Source organism: Anaeromassilibacillus sp. SJQ-1 (assembly GCF_046693725.1).
Taxonomy (GTDB): Bacteria; Bacillota; Clostridia; order Oscillospirales; family Acutalibacteraceae; genus Anaeromassilibacillus.
The window spans coordinates 23,828-41,970 of the sequence record NZ_JBKEIV010000037.1; the positions used below are offsets into that span (position 1 = coordinate 23,828).

The 18,143-nt window shown below is 52.3% G+C and carries 27 protein-coding genes and 4 pseudogenes; 30 read left to right on the top strand and 1 reads right to left on the bottom strand.

What is annotated here, in order from left to right:
• Positions 1–114: 114 nt before the first annotated feature.
• The 23 genes and pseudogenes from ACGCCZ_RS09560 (at position 115) to ACGCCZ_RS09670 (ending at position 12,794) form a co-directional block, all read left to right on the top strand.
• Positions 115–1,134 carry an ATPase, T2SS/T4P/T4SS family gene (locus ACGCCZ_RS09560; RefSeq protein WP_085532935.1) on the top strand — a complete coding sequence of 340 codons (1,020 nt, stop codon included), beginning with the start codon at positions 115–117 and terminating at the stop codon, positions 1,132–1,134.
• Complete coding sequence (locus ACGCCZ_RS09565) at positions 1,055–1,381, top strand: hypothetical protein (RefSeq protein WP_411655900.1); 327 nt, start codon at positions 1,055–1,057, stop codon at positions 1,379–1,381. Before ACGCCZ_RS09560 ends, ACGCCZ_RS09565 begins: the two co-directional genes overlap by 80 nt.
• Positions 1,378–1,563: a stage III sporulation protein AB gene (locus ACGCCZ_RS09570; RefSeq protein ID WP_411655901.1), complete on the top strand. Its 186-nt coding sequence runs from the start codon at positions 1,378–1,380 to the stop codon at positions 1,561–1,563. Before ACGCCZ_RS09565 ends, ACGCCZ_RS09570 begins: the two co-directional genes overlap by 4 nt.
• Positions 1,564–1,621: 58 nt before the next feature.
• Complete coding sequence (gene spoIIIAC, locus ACGCCZ_RS09575; protein ID WP_050698074.1) at positions 1,622–1,816, top strand: stage III sporulation protein AC; 195 nt, start codon at positions 1,622–1,624, stop codon at positions 1,814–1,816.
• Positions 1,817–1,853: 37 nt separating this feature from the next.
• Positions 1,854–2,243, top strand: coding sequence for a SpoIIIAC/SpoIIIAD family protein (locus ACGCCZ_RS09580; RefSeq protein WP_054323435.1), 390 nt, complete (start codon positions 1,854–1,856; stop codon positions 2,241–2,243).
• 121 nt (positions 2,244–2,364) lie between these two features.
• Positions 2,365–2,499, top strand: coding sequence for a hypothetical protein (locus tag ACGCCZ_RS09585; RefSeq protein ID WP_411655902.1), 135 nt, complete (start codon positions 2,365–2,367; stop codon positions 2,497–2,499).
• A gap of 185 nt (positions 2,500–2,684) precedes the next feature.
• Positions 2,685–3,377: pseudogene (locus tag ACGCCZ_RS09590) on the top strand (stage III sporulation protein AE); the annotation flags it as partial.
• A gap of 124 nt (positions 3,378–3,501) precedes the next feature.
• Positions 3,502–3,891 carry a hypothetical protein gene (locus ACGCCZ_RS09595; protein ID WP_411655903.1) on the top strand — a complete coding sequence of 130 codons (390 nt, stop codon included), beginning with the start codon at positions 3,502–3,504 and terminating at the stop codon, positions 3,889–3,891.
• Complete coding sequence (locus ACGCCZ_RS09600; RefSeq protein ID WP_054323433.1) at positions 3,872–4,438, top strand: hypothetical protein; 567 nt, start codon at positions 3,872–3,874, stop codon at positions 4,436–4,438. The genes ACGCCZ_RS09595 and ACGCCZ_RS09600 overlap by 20 nt, the downstream gene beginning before the upstream one ends.
• Positions 4,439–4,511: 73 nt before the next feature.
• Complete coding sequence (locus tag ACGCCZ_RS09605) at positions 4,512–5,096, top strand: SpoIIIAH-like family protein (protein ID WP_054323432.1); 585 nt, start codon at positions 4,512–4,514, stop codon at positions 5,094–5,096.
• Positions 5,097–5,238: 142 nt separating this feature from the next.
• Positions 5,239–5,646: a transcription antitermination factor NusB gene (gene nusB, locus ACGCCZ_RS09610; RefSeq protein WP_054323431.1), complete on the top strand. Its 408-nt coding sequence runs from the start codon at positions 5,239–5,241 to the stop codon at positions 5,644–5,646.
• Entirely contained in the window at positions 5,639–6,574 is a 936-nt protein-coding gene (locus ACGCCZ_RS09615; RefSeq protein WP_411655904.1) for a peptidase M22, read from the top strand. Before nusB ends, ACGCCZ_RS09615 begins: the two co-directional genes overlap by 8 nt.
• A 221-nt stretch (positions 6,575–6,795) precedes the next feature.
• Positions 6,796–6,861: pseudogene (locus ACGCCZ_RS09620) on the top strand (exodeoxyribonuclease VII large subunit); the annotation flags it as partial.
• Between the two features lie 154 nt (positions 6,862–7,015).
• Positions 7,016–7,174: a hypothetical protein gene (locus ACGCCZ_RS09625; protein WP_411655923.1), complete on the top strand. Its 159-nt coding sequence runs from the start codon at positions 7,016–7,018 to the stop codon at positions 7,172–7,174.
• A complete protein-coding gene (gene xseA, locus ACGCCZ_RS09630) occupies positions 7,122–7,871 on the top strand; it encodes an exodeoxyribonuclease VII large subunit (protein WP_411655924.1) in 750 nt (249 codons plus the stop codon). Before ACGCCZ_RS09625 ends, xseA begins: the two co-directional genes overlap by 53 nt.
• Entirely contained in the window at positions 7,846–8,055 is a 210-nt protein-coding gene (xseB, locus tag ACGCCZ_RS09635; RefSeq protein WP_054323429.1) for an exodeoxyribonuclease VII small subunit, read from the top strand. The genes xseA and xseB overlap by 26 nt, the downstream gene beginning before the upstream one ends.
• A 20-nt stretch (positions 8,056–8,075) precedes the next feature.
• Positions 8,076–8,929, top strand: a pseudogene (locus ACGCCZ_RS09640) (polyprenyl synthetase family protein).
• Between the two features lie 125 nt (positions 8,930–9,054).
• Positions 9,055–9,363, top strand: coding sequence for a 50S ribosomal protein L21 (gene rplU / locus ACGCCZ_RS09645; RefSeq protein ID WP_054323428.1), 309 nt, complete (start codon positions 9,055–9,057; stop codon positions 9,361–9,363).
• Complete coding sequence (locus ACGCCZ_RS09650; protein WP_054323427.1) at positions 9,363–9,683, top strand: ribosomal-processing cysteine protease Prp; 321 nt, start codon at positions 9,363–9,365, stop codon at positions 9,681–9,683. The genes rplU and ACGCCZ_RS09650 overlap by 1 nt, the downstream gene beginning before the upstream one ends.
• A gap of 3 nt (positions 9,684–9,686) precedes the next feature.
• Positions 9,687–9,971 (top strand): 50S ribosomal protein L27, encoded by a 285-nt coding sequence (gene rpmA / locus ACGCCZ_RS09655; protein ID WP_050698087.1) that lies wholly within the window; start codon positions 9,687–9,689, stop codon positions 9,969–9,971.
• A 155-nt stretch (positions 9,972–10,126) separates the two neighbouring features.
• Positions 10,127–11,400, top strand: a pseudogene (gene obgE / locus ACGCCZ_RS09660) (GTPase ObgE).
• Positions 11,400–11,831, top strand: coding sequence for a Mini-ribonuclease 3 (locus ACGCCZ_RS09665; protein ID WP_411655905.1), 432 nt, complete (start codon positions 11,400–11,402; stop codon positions 11,829–11,831). Before obgE ends, ACGCCZ_RS09665 begins: the two are co-directional and overlap by 1 nt.
• A 15-nt stretch (positions 11,832–11,846) precedes the next feature.
• Complete coding sequence (locus tag ACGCCZ_RS09670; protein WP_411655906.1) at positions 11,847–12,794, top strand: YitT family protein; 948 nt, start codon at positions 11,847–11,849, stop codon at positions 12,792–12,794.
• Positions 12,795–12,934: 140 nt separating this feature from the next.
• Here ACGCCZ_RS09670 and ACGCCZ_RS09675 read toward each other — a convergent pair whose 3' ends face one another.
• Positions 12,935–13,135, bottom strand: a complete 201-nt coding sequence (locus ACGCCZ_RS09675; protein ID WP_082402102.1) for a hypothetical protein — start codon at positions 13,133–13,135, stop codon at positions 12,935–12,937.
• Between the two features lie 110 nt (positions 13,136–13,245).
• Between ACGCCZ_RS09675 and ACGCCZ_RS09680 the strand changes: the two genes are divergently transcribed.
• The 7 genes from ACGCCZ_RS09680 to ACGCCZ_RS09710 all read left to right on the top strand — a co-directional run bounded on the left by ACGCCZ_RS09680 (position 13,246) and on the right by ACGCCZ_RS09710 (position 18,118).
• Positions 13,246–13,608, top strand: a complete 363-nt coding sequence (locus tag ACGCCZ_RS09680) for a CPCC family cysteine-rich protein (RefSeq protein ID WP_054323424.1) — start codon at positions 13,246–13,248, stop codon at positions 13,606–13,608.
• Positions 13,605–14,951, top strand: coding sequence for an RsmF rRNA methyltransferase first C-terminal domain-containing protein (locus tag ACGCCZ_RS09685; protein ID WP_054323423.1), 1,347 nt, complete (start codon positions 13,605–13,607; stop codon positions 14,949–14,951). The genes ACGCCZ_RS09680 and ACGCCZ_RS09685 overlap by 4 nt, the downstream gene beginning before the upstream one ends.
• 214 nt (positions 14,952–15,165) lie before the next feature.
• A complete protein-coding gene (locus ACGCCZ_RS09690) occupies positions 15,166–16,236 on the top strand; it encodes a branched-chain amino acid aminotransferase (RefSeq protein WP_054323422.1) in 1,071 nt (356 codons plus the stop codon).
• A gap of 87 nt (positions 16,237–16,323) precedes the next feature.
• Positions 16,324–16,494, top strand: a complete 171-nt coding sequence (locus ACGCCZ_RS09695; protein WP_411655907.1) for a hypothetical protein — start codon at positions 16,324–16,326, stop codon at positions 16,492–16,494.
• 68 nt (positions 16,495–16,562) lie between these two features.
• A complete protein-coding gene (locus ACGCCZ_RS09700) occupies positions 16,563–16,823 on the top strand; it encodes a pseudouridine synthase (protein WP_411655908.1) in 261 nt (86 codons plus the stop codon).
• 62 nt (positions 16,824–16,885) lie between these two features.
• Positions 16,886–17,245 (top strand): pseudouridine synthase, encoded by a 360-nt coding sequence (locus ACGCCZ_RS09705; RefSeq protein WP_411655909.1) that lies wholly within the window; start codon positions 16,886–16,888, stop codon positions 17,243–17,245.
• 108 nt (positions 17,246–17,353) lie between these two features.
• Positions 17,354–18,118 carry a basic amino acid ABC transporter substrate-binding protein gene (locus ACGCCZ_RS09710; protein ID WP_411655910.1) on the top strand — a complete coding sequence of 255 codons (765 nt, stop codon included), beginning with the start codon at positions 17,354–17,356 and terminating at the stop codon, positions 18,116–18,118.
• Positions 18,119–18,143: the final 25 nt, after the last annotated feature.

Sequence of the window (18,143 nt, forward strand, 5' to 3'; positions counted from 1 at the left end):
GATAAAATTCGATACATTTCGGTGTGCCCTCGGCAGGGATTTTCCTTCCGGGGGCCTTTTTTGTTCTAAGGAGTGGCACTTGTCCATAGATATGTATGGAAAGGAGGACAAGAGATGGAAAACAATTTTGAATCCAGATTTGATTCGGCAGCGCGTGCGGTCTGCGACCGTTTGCGGAAATATCTGTGCCTGCTGCCAACCGATATGAAAGAACAGGCGCAGGAAATCCGTTTTCGTGTGAATCAGCCGGTCTCCATCTGTTGTACGGGCGGTGTATATTTTTTGAATCGAAATGGACGGCCCTCTTGCAGGCCGGAACCGGACGGGATGCGGGCAACTCGCGAGGACATCGACGAGACTTTTCGAGGGATTTGCAGTTACTCCGTATATAGCCATCAGAGTGAGATCAAAAACGGATTTATTACCCTGAGCGGAGGCCACCGCGTAGGGCTTTGTGGCACAGCGGTGATCTCCGGAGGAGAAATCAACAGCTTGCGCGACATCAGCTCCATCAATATCCGTATTGCCCGGCAGGTTTACGGATGCGCCAGCGGCGTGCTACAGGCAGTGGGAAAAAACCTACGGGATGGAGTACTGGTGGCCGGAGCGCCTTCCAGCGGCAAAACAACCATCCTGCGCGATATAGCCAGGCAGCTGTCCTCCGGCTTGTGCGGGGATGTCCGAAAGGTGGCAGTGGTGGATGAACGAGGTGAGTTGGCAGGAACGTATCGCGGTGTACCGCAGAACGACCTGGGGCCGTGTTGTGATGTTCTGGACGGCTATCCAAAGGGGGAAGGCATTTTGCAGGCAATCCGTTCGCTTTCCCCCGAATTTATCATCTGTGACGAGATGGGAGGTCTGGCCGATGTGGAAGCCGCCGCCCAGGGGCTTAATGCCGGGGTGGGAATGATTTCCAGTGTACATGCGGGGAGTGTGCGGGAACTCCTTCGCCGGCAACAGGCGCTCAGTCTATTACATACCGGCGCTTTTGGATATGTAGTTCTTCTGGAAGGCAGCCGAGAACCGGGCCGTGTCGCAGGGGTCTATAAGGCAGGTGATTTGCTTGCTCAAGGTTTTGGGAATTCTGCTTCTGATCGCAGCAGGGACCATAGCGGGATATGTACAGTCGCATAGGCTTTCACAGAGGGTACAACAACTTGAGGAAATGCTTCGATTCCTGAATGCAGCACAGACAGAAATCCGTTATTCCGCGGCGTCTGTTGCAGAAATTGTTCAGAGACATGGGAGGAGTCTTGCGTTTTTACAGGAGTGCGCGGCACATTGCGAAGAGGGGGGAGGATTTCCACACAGCTTGGAAGAAAGGGGTGCAGGCTGGTTCGAAAGGGACGGGCCTCACAGAAGCGGGACCGGCTCCTTTTGAGCGACTTCGGGGACGGGTTTGGAGCCAGCGATGTAGAGGGCGAGCTTTCGCATTGCCGCCTGTATACGGAACTTTTCAGCGACCGGTTGGAGAATGCGCGATCAGAAAAGACTCGAAAAGGAAAGCTATACCTGATGCTGGGGTCCTTCTCGGGGATTGCCGTTGCCCTATTTTTATGCTGAACAGCGGATTATCAAACATAGCCCTGTACACAACCAGGGTGTTGGGGAGGAACAGAAAATGGATGTGGATCTGATCTTTAAAATCGCCGCGATCGGTATCATCGTCGCCGTACTCAATCAGCTTTTAGTGCGCTCCGGCAGGGAAGAACAGGCTATGATGACGACATTGGCCGGGCTGATTGTTGTGCTGATGATGATTATCCAACAGATCGACGTGCTGTTCCGGTCCATCAAATCCATTTTCGGGCTGTGACGGTGCAAAACGTCCACCCCGGCGGGGAGGTGCAGGGATGAACATCATCGGCATTGTGGGAGCGGCGCTGATTGCAGCGATTCTGGCCGTGACACTTAAGCGGTACAATCAGGAATATGCGGTCATTATCAGCATCATCGCCGGGGTGGTCATCCTGGTAGAGATTTTATTAAACCTCACCCCAGCCGTGCGCGAGATTACGACCTTGCTCTCCGGGGTAGGACTTTCGCAGGAATACGGTTTGATTCTGTTTAAAACACTGGGAATCTGCTTTTTGGCACAGTTCGCGGCCGATTCCTGCCGGGATGCCGGGGAGAGCGCCTTAGCGTCTAAAGTGGAGCTCGCAGGGAAAATATCCATTCTTGTGCTCTCCTTGCCATTGTTTGAGGACATTGCGCAGACGGCTCTTGGACTGATTGGCGGATGATAAAAAAAGGATGGATGTCGCATGAAACGGATGGTTTGCCTCATGCTGGCGCTTTTTCTGCTGGCGATCCTTGCACCCATAGCGCGGGCAGAAACAACGGAGGATTACTGATGCAGAACAGATGGAGGAAAGCGGCGCAGCCGACTTGCCGGAAGAACTTCCCATGGAGACGCAGAACGCATTGGAAGGAACTCGGTATCCGTGGGACGGATTGGCAGGCGTTGACAGCAATTACACCGGAATCCCTCTTCTCTGAAATCGGAGGAATGGCGGAGGAAAGCGCGCAGGGCCCCCTGCAGGCCGCGACTTCGGTGATTGCAGTTCTGCTGCTTTGCGCATTGTGCAATGGAATGAAGCTGTCCCTGGGGGATAAACCGCTCGGCGGCGTGATCGGTATGGTTGGCGCGCTCTGTGTCTGCACAACCGTGGTCAGGGCCGGTAGTGGCGTGTATAGAACATGCAGCACAGGTCGTACAGGCTGCGGCGGGCTTCCTGCTGGCTTGTGTGCCGGTACTGGCGGGAATCATGCTGGCGGCGGGACAGCCGGCTTCTGCTGGTTCTTACAATCTACTGATGATGGCGGTGGGCAATGTGATTTCGATTCTATCCGCCAGCATTTTGGTCCCAGGATTGAACATCTATCTGGCCCTTTCCATCGTTTCCGCCATCTCCCCGGGGGTAAACTTGGGCGGTATCTGCAACGCCTTTCATAAGGTGGTCAAATGGGTGCTGGGGTTTTGTATGACCGTATTTGCCGGTTTACTGACAGTACATAGCATCGTGGCGTCCTCTATGGATGAGACGACAGCAAAAGCGGCCAAATTCGTGGTAAGCAGTTTTGTCCCCGTCGTCGGCAGCGCCTTGGGGGATGCTTTACAGACAGTAACCGGCTGTGTCAAACTCCTAAAATCCGGTGTAGGAGCCTTTGGCCTTTTGGCTGGCGCTTTGATTTTTTTACCCGTCATTTTGCAGTGCCTGCTCTGGATGGTAACGCTGAATGTGTGTGCAGGAGCAGGGGACATCTTTGAACTCAAAGAAATCACTTCTCTGTTGCGAGCAGTTGCCAAAGCCGTCGAATTGATTCTGGCGATTGTGCTGTGCTGTTTGACCGTCCTGACTGTCTCCACGGCAATTGTCCTGCTGATGGGAAAGGGGGAGGATAATGGGGGCGGTCCGAGAATGGAGCGCGGCGATCTGCTTGGTGGCTTTGGCAGCCGCCCTACTACAGGGGTTGGTGCCGAACGGCTCGATGGAACGGATGGTCAAACTTGTCCTGGGGGCCTTTGTGCTTTGTGCGATGGCGATGCCCCTGAAAAACTTAGGGGTGCAAATTGCCTGGAATTTTCCGATAGAAGGACATACACAGGAGAATACACAACTGCAAAGTACGGTGGAAACGCAAATGGAAACTGCGGCAAGGTCCAGCATTGAGAACCTGGTGGCGGCAGAGCTGAGCAAAATGGATGTGAAAAGTGAAAAAGTTGTGGTGCGGATGGATACAAACGCGGACAACAGCATAGGTATTAACAGGGTGGAAGTCACGCTGGCCGAGGGGTACGGCGGCGACTGTGCCCGGGCCCAAGCGCGCTTACGAGAGACGCTTGGGCTGGAAGTGGAGGTAACGGCGCATGGCGACGGCGGAACATGAAGGAAAGAGCTGGTTTGAAAAGCTCGCAGAAAATGAAACCTGCCGAAAATGGGTTGTGATCGCAGGGGTAGCAGGGATTGCACTGATCTTCCTGTCGGGGTTGCTCAGTCCGGGAAAGGAAAAAGAACCAGAAAATTCCTCTCAACCGGCGGCACAGTCCGCACAGGCGTACACCGAGGAGCTGGAACAGAGCCTTGCGGAATTGGTCACGCATATTCAAGGGGCGGGCAATGCAAAAGTGATGGTGACTGTGGAACGAGGTGCAGAACAGGTGTACGCCCAGGAGGAGAAACGCAGTACCCAGACCACCTCGGACCGCGGTTCCAACGACAGTACAGAAACCAATTACATCTTGGTGAAGGATGCCGATGGTTCCCAACGCGCGTTGGCCATCACAGAAGTACAGCCGGTGGTCAAGGGGGTGGTGGTCGTGTGCGATGGCGGGGACGATCCCGTGGTACAGCAGCGCATCATCGACGCAGTAACCACGGCGTTGGATATTACATCGGTCCGAGTCTGCGTGGTCAAGGCAGCGGACACCGGATAGCCCCGTTTCGATCACTGCTGTGCCCGGCGTTGCAGTACAGGGCGAAAATTTACAACAGGAGGAGTACATACTTATGGGTATCGGAAAACGTCAGCTTGTTCTTGCGGCCTTGGTCGTCGCGCTGGGGGCAGCCGTCTATTTGAATTGGCAATTCTCAGGAGATAATCAGCTGCTTGCAACGAACACGGTCACCTCGCAGAAGGAACTCGGAGAAGCACAACTGGTCAATGCCTCCGTGCCGTCCTCCTCGGCGCCGGCAGAATCGTCCAGCGCACCGGTTTCCTCTGGGACGGAACAACCGGCGGATACAAACGATTATTTCACACAGGCGCGTTTGAGTAGACAGAAAGCGCGGGATGAGGCGGTCGAGCTCTTGGAAAAGGTGCTACAGGACGCGGAGCAGAGCGATGCCGCGAAGAAGGACGCGGTTGCACAGGCAGCGGTCGTAGCGCAAAATGTCTTGAAAGAAAGTAATATTGAAAATCTCATCAAGGCCAAGGGCTTTGAGGACTGCGTGGTATTCCTGCAAAATGGGGAGTGCAACGTGGTGGTAAAGGTCAAGGAATCTGACCCGAACAATGCGGTCGTTATCAAGGATATTGTGGCCGGGCAGGCGGGCGTCTCCTACGATAAGATCAAAATCGTGGAGAACCAGTAGGATTTCTTTGGCGCTTCCCTTGTGCTTTTCTTCCATCCTGTGGTATAATAACCACGTGGAAGTTTGAAAATCGAACGAATCTTTTGAACCCTCCACGACTGTGGAGGGTTTCTTATTTTGACAAGATACGCGGAGGAAGCTTATGAAACGAAGCGAAGCCAGAGAGCAGGCGTTTGTCCTGACTTTTGAAAGGACCATCAATCGGGACTCCGTCAGCCGGATTATCGATGCGGCCGGCCTGTCCAAGGATGTCATCGTGGATGATTTTGCAGAGCGTCTTGCAGAGGGCGCAGAGCAGCATGAGGCGGAGATCGACGCACAGATTGAAAAGAATATCCGTGGTTGGAAGATGACCCGCTTGTCAAAGGTTTCCCTGTCCCTGCTGCGGCTTGCAATTTATGAGATTTTATTTGAGCAGGAGATCCCCATCAGCGTTTCGATCAATGAGGCGGTTGACCTGGCAAAGAAGTATGGGACGGCAGAGGATGCGCCATTCGTCAACGGCGTATTAGCCTCTGTTGCAAAGGAATTCGGTGAAAAGCATGCATAAGGCTTTGGGCATCGATACGAGCAACTATACGACGTCAGCCGCATTATATACGGACGGGACCGTACGCCAGCAAAAAATGTTGTTGCCGGTGCGGAAGGGGGAGCTCGGCTTGCGGCAGAGTGACGCTGTTTTTCACCACGTTCAGCAGCTTCCGCAGGTGCTGGAGCGGTTGTTCCAGGAAACAAGCGGAGCGGTTACGGCGGTAGGGGCGTCTGCCCGGCCGCGTGACCAGGAAGGGTCCTATATGCCCTGTTTTACAGTGGGAACCGGCACGGCGAAGGCGATGGCAATGGCGCTTTCCGTGCCTTTCTTTTCGTTTTCCCATCAAGCGGGACACATTGCAGCTGCACTCTACTCTGCTGGAAAGCTCTCTTTTTTGAAGAAACCATTTTTGGCGTTCCATGTCTCCGGCGGTACAACCGAGGCGGTGCGGGTTGTGCCGGATCGGGAACATCTCTTTCAGACCGAAATTGTCGCCCGCTCGCTTGATTTAAAAGGGGGACAGGCCGTGGACCGTGTGGGAGGTATGTTGGGGTTGCCATTCCCGGCTGGAAAATACCTTGAGGAGTTGGCGATGCAGTCCGACGCCTTGTTTTCTATCCGCCCGTCCATGAAAGGGGCGGACTGTTCGCTGTCCGGAGTGGAAAATCAATGCCGAAAGATGCTCGAGGAGGGCTGTCCACGGGAGGACGTGGCACGGTATTGTCTTCTCTCCATTCTGGCAGCCTTGGACGGTATGGCGGCTGCCTTGCAGAAGGAATACCGCGGGCTGCCCATGCTCTTTGCAGGCGGAGTGATGTCCAATGGGATCATTCGATCTGCGCTCACAGAAAAGTATGGCGCTGTATTTGCCGAACCTGCATTTTCCAGTGATAATGCGGCTGGGATTGCCGTACTCACAGAGATGAAATATTCCGGAGCATATTAAATGTCCGTATCCTATATCCCGAAATGGGGGTGGAGCCATGGTAGAGCCGATCGTATTGACCGTTACACAACTGAATACGTATATCAAGTCCCTGCTAGAAGGCGACGCGCATTTGGCGAGCGTCTTTGTCAGCGGGGAAATTTCCAATTTTACGAACCATTACCTGGTCGGGGCATTTTTATCTTTCTTTGAAAGACAGTCAATGTGTGGTCAAGTCGGTGATGTTTGCCACTTATGCGCGGCGTCTGCGTTTTGTACCGAAGGATGGTATGAAGGTGATAGCGCGCGGGCATGTAGGCGTATACGAGCCGACTGGACAGTATCAGCTCTACATCGAGGATCTCCAGCCGGACGGCGTGGGGGCCTTGAACCTCGCTTTTGAGCAATTGAAGGAAAAATTGGGCTGCGGAAGGACTTTTTCGCGCAGACCGCAAAAAGTCGCTGCCTCCCTTTCCGATGCGCATCGGGGTGATTACCTCCCCGACAGGCGCGGCCGTACACCGATATGGTCACGATTTTGGCGCGGCGGTGGCCGCTGGCGGAAATCATCTTTTGCCCGTTTTGGTACAGGGGGAGGGGGCTGCGCCCGCAGATGGTTGATGCCCTTCGGCGGATGAATCGCCTTCGCTGTGCTGATGTCATCCTCTTGGGCCGTGGCGGCGGATCTTTGGAGGACCTGTGGCCGTTTAACGAAGAGACGCTTGCCCGAGCTGTGGCAGCTTCGAAGATTCCAGTGATTAGTGCGGTCGGCCATGAGACAGACTTCACCATCTGTGATTTTGTGGCGGATCTGCGCGCGCCAACGCCATCTGCGGCGGCGGAGTTGGCCGTCCCCGATCAGGCAGATTGGCTTTGCAGCCTGCGCGGCCAAGAGGCGCGAATGGCGTCCCTCATGCGTGCAAAGTTGGCACGGCTCCGTCAACAATTGGACGCCTTAACGGGAAGTCGCATCCTGCGCAATCCACAGGAGCTATTGGCGGTTCAACGTATGCGGATAGATGGACTGTCGGCCCAGCTTTCCGGGTGCATGGGACGGAAATTAGCGGACAGGGAAGCCTATTTGGCGGAACTGTGTGGGCGGTTGCATGCGCTCAGCCCGCTGGCGGTGCTTTCCCGCGGATATACAATTGCCTGTGGCGCGGATGGGCAGGTGGTCACCAGCGCCGGACAAGTACATCAGGGGGACAGGCTCTCCTTACAAACTTCAGATGGAACGATCGGCTGCCTGGTGGAACAGGCGGCATATGGTTCAGAACAGGAGGAATCAAAAGATGGCAAAAAAGGCGATGACATTTGAGGCGGCGGTTTCCCGGCTGGATGAGATCGTTCAGCTGCTGGAAGCGGGAGGAGAACCGTTGGATTCCTCGATGAAACTGTTTGAAGAGGGGTCCGCGCTGGCAACACTATGTTACGACAAGCTCAAACAGGCGGAACAAAAGATCACCCAGCTTTCTGCGCTGGAAAAGGAGGAGCTGGTATGAAGCTCGACGCATATCTCCCCATGGTGGAACAGAAATTGGAGGAGTTTCTTCCAAAGGAACATTGCCGCTATGAACGGTTGATCGAAGCTATGCGCTATAGCCTTTTGGATGGAGGAAAGCGTGTACGGCCAGTACTGGTGCTGGAATTTTGCCGGCTGTGTGGCGGCGATGTACAGGCGGCTCTGCCATTTGCTTGTGCAGTAGAGATGATTCATACCTATTCCCTCATTCACGATGATCTCCCCTGTATGGACAACGACGATATGCGCCGTGGAAAGCCCTCTAACCACAAAACCTTCGGGGAGGATACTGCACTGTTGGCAGGGGACGGCCTTTTGACATTGGCATTTGCAGTCATGCTTTCGCCGGAGAGTATTGCTGCAGTAGGAGCCGGGCGCGCTACAGAAGCAGCTTTTCAGTTGGCTTCTGCGGCGGGAATTCATGGAATGGTCGGCGGGCAGGAAATCGACCTTCGTTCCGAAGGAACGGCTGTTTCTTTGGAGACGCTTCAAGAGATGGATGAGAAAAAAACCGGGCTCTCATCTTGGCTGCCACGCGAATGGGCTGCGCGCTGGCAGGGGCGGATGAACGCCAGCGCCGCGCGGCAGAACATTACGCGCGCGCAATTGGATTGGCTTTTCAGATTGTAGATGACATCCTGGACGTGGAGGGCGACGCAGAAACGCTTGGTAAGGCGACTGGAAGCGATGCGGAAAACCAGAAGGCAACGTATGTTTCTCTTCTGGGGTTGGAACCTGCAAAGAAGCGGGTGAAAGAGTTGACCCATGCGGCAGTGCGCGCTTTGGAACCCTTCGGAGAAGAGGGAATTTCCCTGGCGGATTTTGCAAAAGATTTGGCATTGCGCCGCTGTTGAATGGGGAAAGTGATTGACTTTTTTGACAGGATGTGCTAATATTGATAAGCCGCATATTACGGGCTATAAGTGGGTTTCCCCGCCCGATAGTAGCGAGACTAATGTAAAGGTAGGAACAGAAATTCATGTTTGCAGTGATTGAAACTGGCGGCAAGCAGTACAAAGTACAGGCTGGCGACACCATCTTTGTTGAGAAGCTTGCTGTGGAAGCGGACGCAACCGTTGACTTTAAGGTCATTCTGTTGGACAACGATGGCGACGTCAAGGTCGGCGCACCGTATGTGGAGGGCGCATCCGTGTCCGGTAAGGTCTTGAAGAACGGCAAGTCCAAGAAGATCACGGTCTTCACCTATAAGCCCAAGAAGGGTGAGAAGCGTAAGATGGGCCACAGACAGCCCTACACCAAAGTGCAGATTGAAGCTATTAATGCGTAATGATCTGCGCTGAATTTTTCACCAGGCCCGACGGCGATTTGGTTGGATTTCGCATCAGTGGTCATTCTGGCAGCGGAGTAGAAGGCAACGATGTCATTTGTGCAGCCGTTTCTTCTGCGGCATATATGACGGCCAACACGGTGACAGAGATTATCGGTGTGGAGGCGCAGGCGGTAGCCGAAGAAGGTTATATGCTTGTGCGGATTCCGGCCAAGGCGGCGAGGGACTGCCGCGTTTTGTTCGCGGGTTTCAAGCTTCACATGTTGGGGCTTGAGGAACAATATCCAGAAAATATCAATGTAAGCTATGTGGAGGTGTAAGGTATGTTGAAGATAAATATTCAGCTGTTCGCACATAAAAAAGGAATGGGTTCTACCAAGAACGGCCGTGATTCCGAGTCCAAACGCCTTGGTGTGAAGCGTGCAGACGGCCAGTTTGTTTTGGCTGGCAATATCCTCGTGAAGCAGCGCGGTACACACATTCATCCGGGCGAGAACGTGGGCAGAGGTTCCGACGATTCCCTCTTTGCGTTGGTGGATGGCCGCGTCAAGTTTGAACGCTTGGGCCGTGACCGCAAAAAGGTCAGCGTTTACGCTGTGGAACAGTAATTTTACCAGAATGACAAATCCCTGCCGGAACCATTCGGCAGGGATTTTTTCGGTTTCCTGTGAAAAAAGATGGCATACTAAATCAGTCAGCGTCAGAAAGTTTTTCTACGCGCAGTGCTGTTTCTTGACAGCTTGATTTGAGGAAAGGGATTCGTATGTTTATAGATCATGCCAAAATTACCGTGAAAGCGGGCAATGGGGGCGACGGTGCCGTCGCCTTTCATCGGGAAAAATTCGTGGCTTCCGGCGGTCCGGACGGCGGCGATGGTGGAAAAGGCGGAAATATTGTCTTTCAGGTGGATGACAACCTTTCCACATTAGCAGATTTTCGTTATAAAAGAAAATATGTTGCTCCCAGCGGGGAAAATGGCCGCGGGTCCCGTTGCAACGGGAAGAGTGGAAAGGACTTGGTTGTTCGAGTACCGCGCGGGACCTTGGTCAAAGAGGCGGAAACCGGCCGTATTCTAGCAGATCTCTCGGGCGACGAACCGCAGATCATTGCAAAAGGGGGGCGCGGTGGATGGGGGAACATGCACTTTGCCACGCCTACCCGCCAGACGCCCCGCTTTGCAAAGCCAGGCACGCCGGGCGAGAGTTTTGACCTTGTGTTCGGAATTAAAACTTTTGGCGGACGTAGGACTTGTGGGCTACCCGAACGTGGGAAAATCCACGTTGGTTTCTGTGGTGAGTGAAGCGAAGCCGACCATCGGGAACTATCATTTTACCACGATCACACCGGTTCTTGGCGTAGTGCGTCTCAAAGATGGCCGGTCCTTTGTGATGGCCGACATCCCCGGACTGATCGAAGGGGCGGGTGAAGGTGTTGGCTTAGGCCATCAATTCCTGCGGCATGTTGACCGCTGCCGCCTTCTGGTCCATATGGTGGATGTGGCGGGCAGTGAAGGCCGCGATCCAAAGCAGGATTTCGACATCATCAATGCAGAGCTGAAAAAATTTGATCCAGATCTGGCTGAACGCCCCATGCTTGTGGCGGGCGACAAATGTGACCTTGCAACAGAGGAGCAGATTACAGAGTTTAAAGCTTTTGTAGAGGCAAAGGGGTATGAATTCTTCCCAATTATGGCTGCAATTCGCTACGATGTAGACCCGCTTTTGAACCGTATATCTGAACTTTTGAGTAAACTACCGCCGGTCAAGCGCTACGAGCCCGAACCGTTGCCGCAAAAGCCTGTGGAGGATTACGAAAAGCATGCGGTCAAAATTACTAAGCAGGATCACCTTTATATGGTGGAGGGCGAGTGGCTGTTGCAGGTCATCAATTCCGTCAATTTCGATGACTATGAATCGCTGCAATATTTCCAGCGCGTTCTCATTCAGACCGGTGTGATTGACGCCCTTCGTGAAGCGGGCATTCAAGAGGGCGACACGGTCCAGCATTTATGAGATCGAATTCGACTTTGTGGAGTGATGAAAGTGAAACGGCTGTTTGGCGCGGACTGTAATCCAAAACAACTCAGCCCCTTGACTTTGGCATTTGTGGGCGACGGCGTGTTCGAATTGTTTGTGCGGGAAAAATTGGTTTGTCAGGGGAATTGCCCAGTCAATGCGCTGCATAAACGCTCGGTTGAGCAGGTCTGTTGCGGCGCCCAAGCGGTTGCAGCAAAAAAGCTTCTGCCTTTGTTGACAGAGGAAGAAGCTGCTGTATACAATCGCGGGCGCAACGCCCATGTGGGCCATGTTCCCAAAAATGCCAAGGTGGCGGACTACCATGTTGCTACGGCGTTTGAGGCATTGTTTGGTTATGTTTACTTATCGGGAGACCTGGAGCGGCTTCGAATGCTGTTTCAGATTGCCTGTGAAGCATTAGAAGGAGCGGACGAAACGCATCCGCTGGTCTAAGAGGGAGGACTATCTATGAAGGCTCCATTGACCCAAGAGCGGGCGAAAACTTTGACAAAGGATCTCCTATTTTTTGTGGCGGGCAGTTTGATTTATGCTGTATCGGTTAAGATGTTTACAGCGCCAAATCACATTGCGTCCGGTGGTGTGACCGGCTTATCCATTGTGTTGAACTACTTGTTCCATACGCCGATCGGTGCTACGGCTTTTCTCATCAATATCCCGATTTTTATTTGGGCCATTGTAGAAATTGGCTATAAATTGGTTGCTAAAACCTTTGTAGCTACCCTTTTATCTTCGGCGGCGATTGACCTTATGGGGGTTGTCATCCCTCCATATGAGGGAAATCAGATGTTGGCGGCAATCTTTGGCGGTGTATTGGAAGGAGTTGGCCTTGCTCTGGTCTTTACAAGAGGGGGCACTACAGGCGGCACAGATATGGTGGCCCGCTTGTTGGGAAGGCATTTCCGTCATCTTTCCATGGGCAAGTTGATGTTGGGTGTGGACTTTGTTATCATCGTATTCTCCGGTTTTGCTTTCCAGAGTATGGAGAGTGCTTTGTATGCACTTTTGACGATCTTTGTCTCCACCCGTCTAATTGATGCTATCCTCTATGGTACGGATATGGGGAATGGCAAAGTGCTATTTATTATCTCCGAAAAAAATGAGGAGATTGCCCAAAATATTCTGATTGGGTTAGATCGCGGCGTCACGGCGCTGAAATCCCGCGGTGGGTACAGCGGACGCGAAGGGGAAGTACTTCTCTGTGCGGTGCGGCGCTATGAAGTCAGCAAGGTTTACGACATTGTGCATTCAGTGGATACCAATGCATTTATCATTGTCGGGGAAGCGGGCGAAATTACGGGTGAAGGGTTCCGTGAGATCAAGCCGGATGACAAATCTCTGCGGCAGATCTTGAAAGAGAACCGTAAGAAGAAGGAACTCCCACCCGAAAAGACATAAAAAAACAGGCGGCCTTGTCGGAAAACAAAGCCGCCTGCTTTTGCATATAGCCTGGATTTTCCTGGACCCATACCGCAGATACCGCCTTTGTGGACCGTGGGCGATCTCTGCGGAGGATGGGCCATCGTCAGGATTGGGTGTTAGTTGTGGCTATTCTGGCTGTTATTCTGACTGCTGCACTGATTGGTGCTGTTCTTGCAGTTCTGGCTGTTGGAGCTGGTGCGATTCTGTGTGCTGTTCTTAGCGTTCTGGCTGGAACGGTTCTGAGAATTGTTCTGTGTGCTGTTCTGGCTGGAACGATTCTGGGAACTGTTCTGGCTGTTATTGTAATTGCTGTTCATTTGTATTCACCCCCTTTGCGTTGTTATTATTGGTTTTGCAAGGGAGAATTATGCGATTTTCTATTTAAAAAATACATTCCTCTTAAGGAGAAGGGAAGGGGACGATCATCTTGAAAAGGACAAAGGATTTTTTCCTTCCGGATCGAAATGGTAGAGTAAATACAGAAAGTCAAGAGCCTCTGATTGTGAAAAACGGTTCGCCCTGTCCCTGCTGTGGGTACCGGACAATTCCAAATAACGGGGACGCAATCGCTTATATTTGTCCAATCTGTTATTGGGAGATCGACGTGTTTTTGTCTGGAGAAGAGGAACCAAGCGACGAGAACCACGGTTTGTCGCTGAAAGCGGCCAGGAATAACTACAAAACATATGGTGCCGTCTTACCGAGATTGAAGCGATACTGCCGCTTGCCAACGAAGGAAGAACAAGAAGACTTTGAAAATCATTTTGAAGAAGGGAAGAATTCGACATGACGACATTGCCGCTGGCCTTTTGCGAACGGATGCAGGACATGCTGGGTGGAGAATATCCTGCGTTTCTTGCCTGTTATGAGCAGTCCTATCGGAGAGGAATCCGCTTAAATATCGAAAAGTGTGAGGAAGAACGTTTGCATGCGGCTTTGCCGTTCTCGATCACGACCGCTCCATTTTCGCCGCTCTCTTATTATATCCCGGAGGGAGTGGAACACCTTGGCGCCTTACCGTTCCATCATGCGGGGGCATTTTACGTGCAGGAGCCCTCGGCAGCTTCCGCGGTTACAGTGCTGTCGCCGCAGCCAGGCGACCGGGTATTGGATCTCTGTGCGGCTCCCGGGGGAAAATCGACCCAAATTGCCACTTTATTGGCAGGGCAGGGGTTGCTTTGGAGCAATGAAGTCGTGCGGAATCGAGCGAATGTGCTTCTATCCAATATCGAGCGGATGGGGGTGCGCAATGCCGTGGTCTCCTGTTGCCGGCCCGAAACTCTTTGTGATGCATTGGAAGGCTTTTTTGATAAGGTTTTAGTCGACGCCCCTTGTTCGGGAGAGGGAATGTTCCGGCGGGACGAGCGGGCGATACAAGAATGGAGCCCAGAACATGTAAAGATGTGTGCTATCCGCCAGCTGGCTATCTTGGAAACAGCTTCTCAAGCGTTGCGTGAAGGGGGAATTTTAGTCTATTCGACCTGTACGTTTTCCTTTGAAGAAAACGAAGGGGTGGTTGAAGCCTTCTTGAAAAAGCGTCCAGATTTTGCGTTGTTAGACTGCGGCGTTTCCTTTGGCCGGCCGGGAAGTATTCCACAGACGCGGAGAATTTTTCCCATGGATGGCGGCGAGGGACATTTTGTGGCAAAGTTGCAACGCCTATCGGAGAATGGGAATACTCCATCGCCGTACAATTATGCAAAGCCCAGTGAATTGGCGAAAGCATGCTGTGAAATGCTGTACAAGCAGATGCCGTCGGGAGTATTGGAACAGATTGGGGACAATTTGCTGTTGCTTCCAGATGGGTTACCGCAGATGAAAGGACTTGGCGTCCTGCGTGCCGGCGTATTGTTGGGAACTTATCAAAAGCGTATCGAACCTGCACACGCAGCGTTTATGGCCGCGAGGCCAGAATCTCTGTGCAATGTTTTAGAACTGACGCATGAAGGACCCCAGATTGCGGCATTTCTCCACGGAGAAGAACTGGATGTGCCGGAGTCGTTGAAGGGATATACCGGTGTGGCTGTTGACGGCATTGTGACTGGATTTGGAAAATGTTCCGGGGGACGATTAAAAAACCGTTATCCCAAAGGATTGCGCAATCATGAGATTCACTTTATGCAGGACTTCTGATATTCCTGTGCAAAACAGGGGATCAACGCCCCAAACAGCAGGATGCTCCTTTTGACGGTTACAGGCAGAAAATTTTGGTAGTATTTCTAAAAAGTGAGAAATATCCTGTCAAATGTGTGGGGATTTTGGCTATGCCTTTCGCGCGCTAATAACTTGAAATCCCTGAAAAATGATGGTACAATAAGCAGGAATAATCAGAAAGAGGGCATTTACCATGCAGGAAATCAGAGTGGAACTTACAAAACATCCCAAACAAAAGCCGGCTCCGGGCGCGCCCCTTCCGTTCGGAACCATTTTTACCGACCACATGTTTTTAATGAACTACGACGAGGGGCAAGGTTGGCACGATCCCCGCATCGTTCCATATGGGCCGATTGAAATGGACCCCTCCGCTATGTGCCTTCACTATGGCCAATCCGTATTTGAGGGGATGAAGGCTTATCGCGCGCAGGATGGCAGAATTTTGCTGTTCCGCCCGGATAAAAACATGGCCCGTTTGAATGTCTCCAATGAACGTCTGTGCATTCCGCTGATTGATGAGGAATTGGCAAAGGCAGCAATTGAAAAGCTGGTTTCCATTGAAAAGGATTGGATTCCCAGTGAAGAAGGGACATCCTTGTACATTCGTCCATTTATCATTGGCGTAGATCCGCACATCGGCGTACATCCGGCGCGTCACCTGCTGTTTATGGTGATCTGCAGCCCGGTTGGCGCTTATTATCCAGAAGGGCTCGATCCCGTAAAAATTTATGTAGAGACCAATTATGTCCGTGCAGTACGCGGTGGTATGGGCTTTACAAAGACAGCAGGCAACTATGCAGCTTCTCTTAAGGCACAGGATGAGGCGGAGAAACAGGATTATACCCAGGTGCTTTGGCTCGACGGTGTGGAACGTAAGTACATCGAAGAAGTGGGGACCATGAACGTATTCTTTGTAATTGACGACGAAGTGGTTACGCCGGCCTTGCAAGGCTCGATTTTGTCCGGTATCACGCGCATGTCCTGCATCGATATGTTAAAGTCCTGGGGGCTGAAGGTTTCTGAACGGAAGCTTTCGATCCAGGAGGTTGCAGATGCAGCGGCACAAGGCCGTCTGAAAGAGGCGTTTGGCACGGGGACTGCAGCTGTCATTTCTCCGATCGGCCATTTAAAATGGGGCGATGATATTATGGAGATCAACCATGGCGAGATCGGACCGCTTTCACAGAAGTTGTATGACACACTGACTGGCATTCAGTGGGGAAAACTAAAGGATGAGTTCGGCTGGACGGTCGAAGTAAAATAAGTGCATTTGCGGAACAGAGCGGCGGCACGCGGAAGGATTTTGCCTCCGCTCTTTTTCTTTGCCCGCAGGGAGGTTCTATGAGAAAGCTTGACGTTTACGGTGCCAGCGGAATACGGAGATGCACAGCTTAAAGGATTTTTACGCCATTTTTGTGGGGTATCTGCACGGCTTCTGACAGATTTAAAGAAGGAACCACTGGGAATCACCGTAAATGGCGCTCATGCGACCGTGCGGAAGACTGTGCAGGCAGGGGATTGAGTACAGTTGATGCTTCCAGAGGATTCTGCTGCTCCGGAACCTGTGGATCTCCCATTCGGTTCCCCTCTATGAAGACAGCGATCTGCTGGCAGTTGACAAACCGACCGGTATGCCGGTGCATCCCTCGTTTGGACATGCCCGGGATAGCTTGGCCAATGCTGTTGCGGCGTATTTTCAGAGAAAGGGCGAATCCTCTGGCGTTTCGCCCGATTTACCGGCTGGACCGGGACACCACCGGGGTTCTGGTCTTGGCAAAAAATCCTTATGCAGCGGCACGTTTGGCACAGGGTATCTCTAAAGTTTACTTGGCGGTTTGTGAAGGGGTGTAGAGGGAAGTGGGACTGAGGATGGGCCAATTGAACGGCTGCCGGGTCACACCATCCAGCGTTGCGTGTGCAGAGATGGGATTCGCGCTGTAACACACTGGCGCACATTGTGCCACTCACAGAGCCACACGCTTTTGGCCTTTCGCCTGGAAACCGGTAGGACGCACCAAATCCGTGTACATATGGCGCACAGGGGAAATCCCTTGGCGGGGGACGATCTGTACGGTGGAAGCCGGATATACATCGACCGGCAGGCATTGCATTGTGTGCAAGCCTCTTTTCGACATCCAGTGACGGGAAAGGACAGGTGCATCATTGCGCCGCTTCCAAGGGATTTTTGTACACTTTTGGAGATTTGTGGCTTGCAATTTCCACAAAACCTTTCCGGCGATGCGCGTGAAGTTGACAGGTTTTACGAATTTTAGAAGGTCGCATAAATATGCTTGAAATATGAATATTTATGCTATAGAATGGTGAAGAAGGTACAGTATAAAATTTGGGGGTACGATTTATGAAAAACAGGGAAGAAGATTTTGGCATTCCTTCTGGCAGCAGCGATGATGGTCCCGATGGCTGCTTGTGGCAGCAAGGCCAAGACACCGGAGGACATTCAGAATGCTGGAAAGCCGGTTATGGCGACCAATGCAGAATTTGAGCCATTTGAGTTCAAAGACGGCGACGAAGTCGTTGGAATCGACATTGAAATTTCCCAAAAGATCGCAGAAAAACTGGGGGTTGAGCTGGAAGTCAGCGATATTGCATTTGACACTTTGATTACCGCGTTGCAGTCTGGCAAAGCGGACATTGTGGCCGCTGGTATGACAGCAGATGAAGACCGTAAAAAGAATGTGGATTTTTCAGATCCGTATTTTAACGCTTCTCAGGCGATCATTGTTGCCAACGACAGCGACATTGTTTCTCGAACCGATTTGAACGGTAAAACGGTTGGCGTTCAGTTGGGCACTACGGGCGACAAGTATTGCACCAATGAAGATGGCGAGAACGATATTACGGTAGCGGAAGTCAAGCGCTATAGCAAGGGGATGGAAGCGGTTTCCGATCTGATTGCAGGACGCATCGACGCGGTGGTCATCGACAATTTCCCGGCGGAAAAGCTTGTGGAAAAGAACAGTGATAAGGTAAAGAAGCTGGACGAAGCGCTCACAAGCGAGGAATACGCCATCGCTATGCCCAAAGGAAGCACTGAACTGCAAAAGATGGTCAATGAAGTCCTCAAAGAGATGCAGGATAGCGGCGAGATGGACGAGATCGTCGGCAAGTACATCAGCGCAGAATAAAATCAAACAAATGATAGGCAGCAGA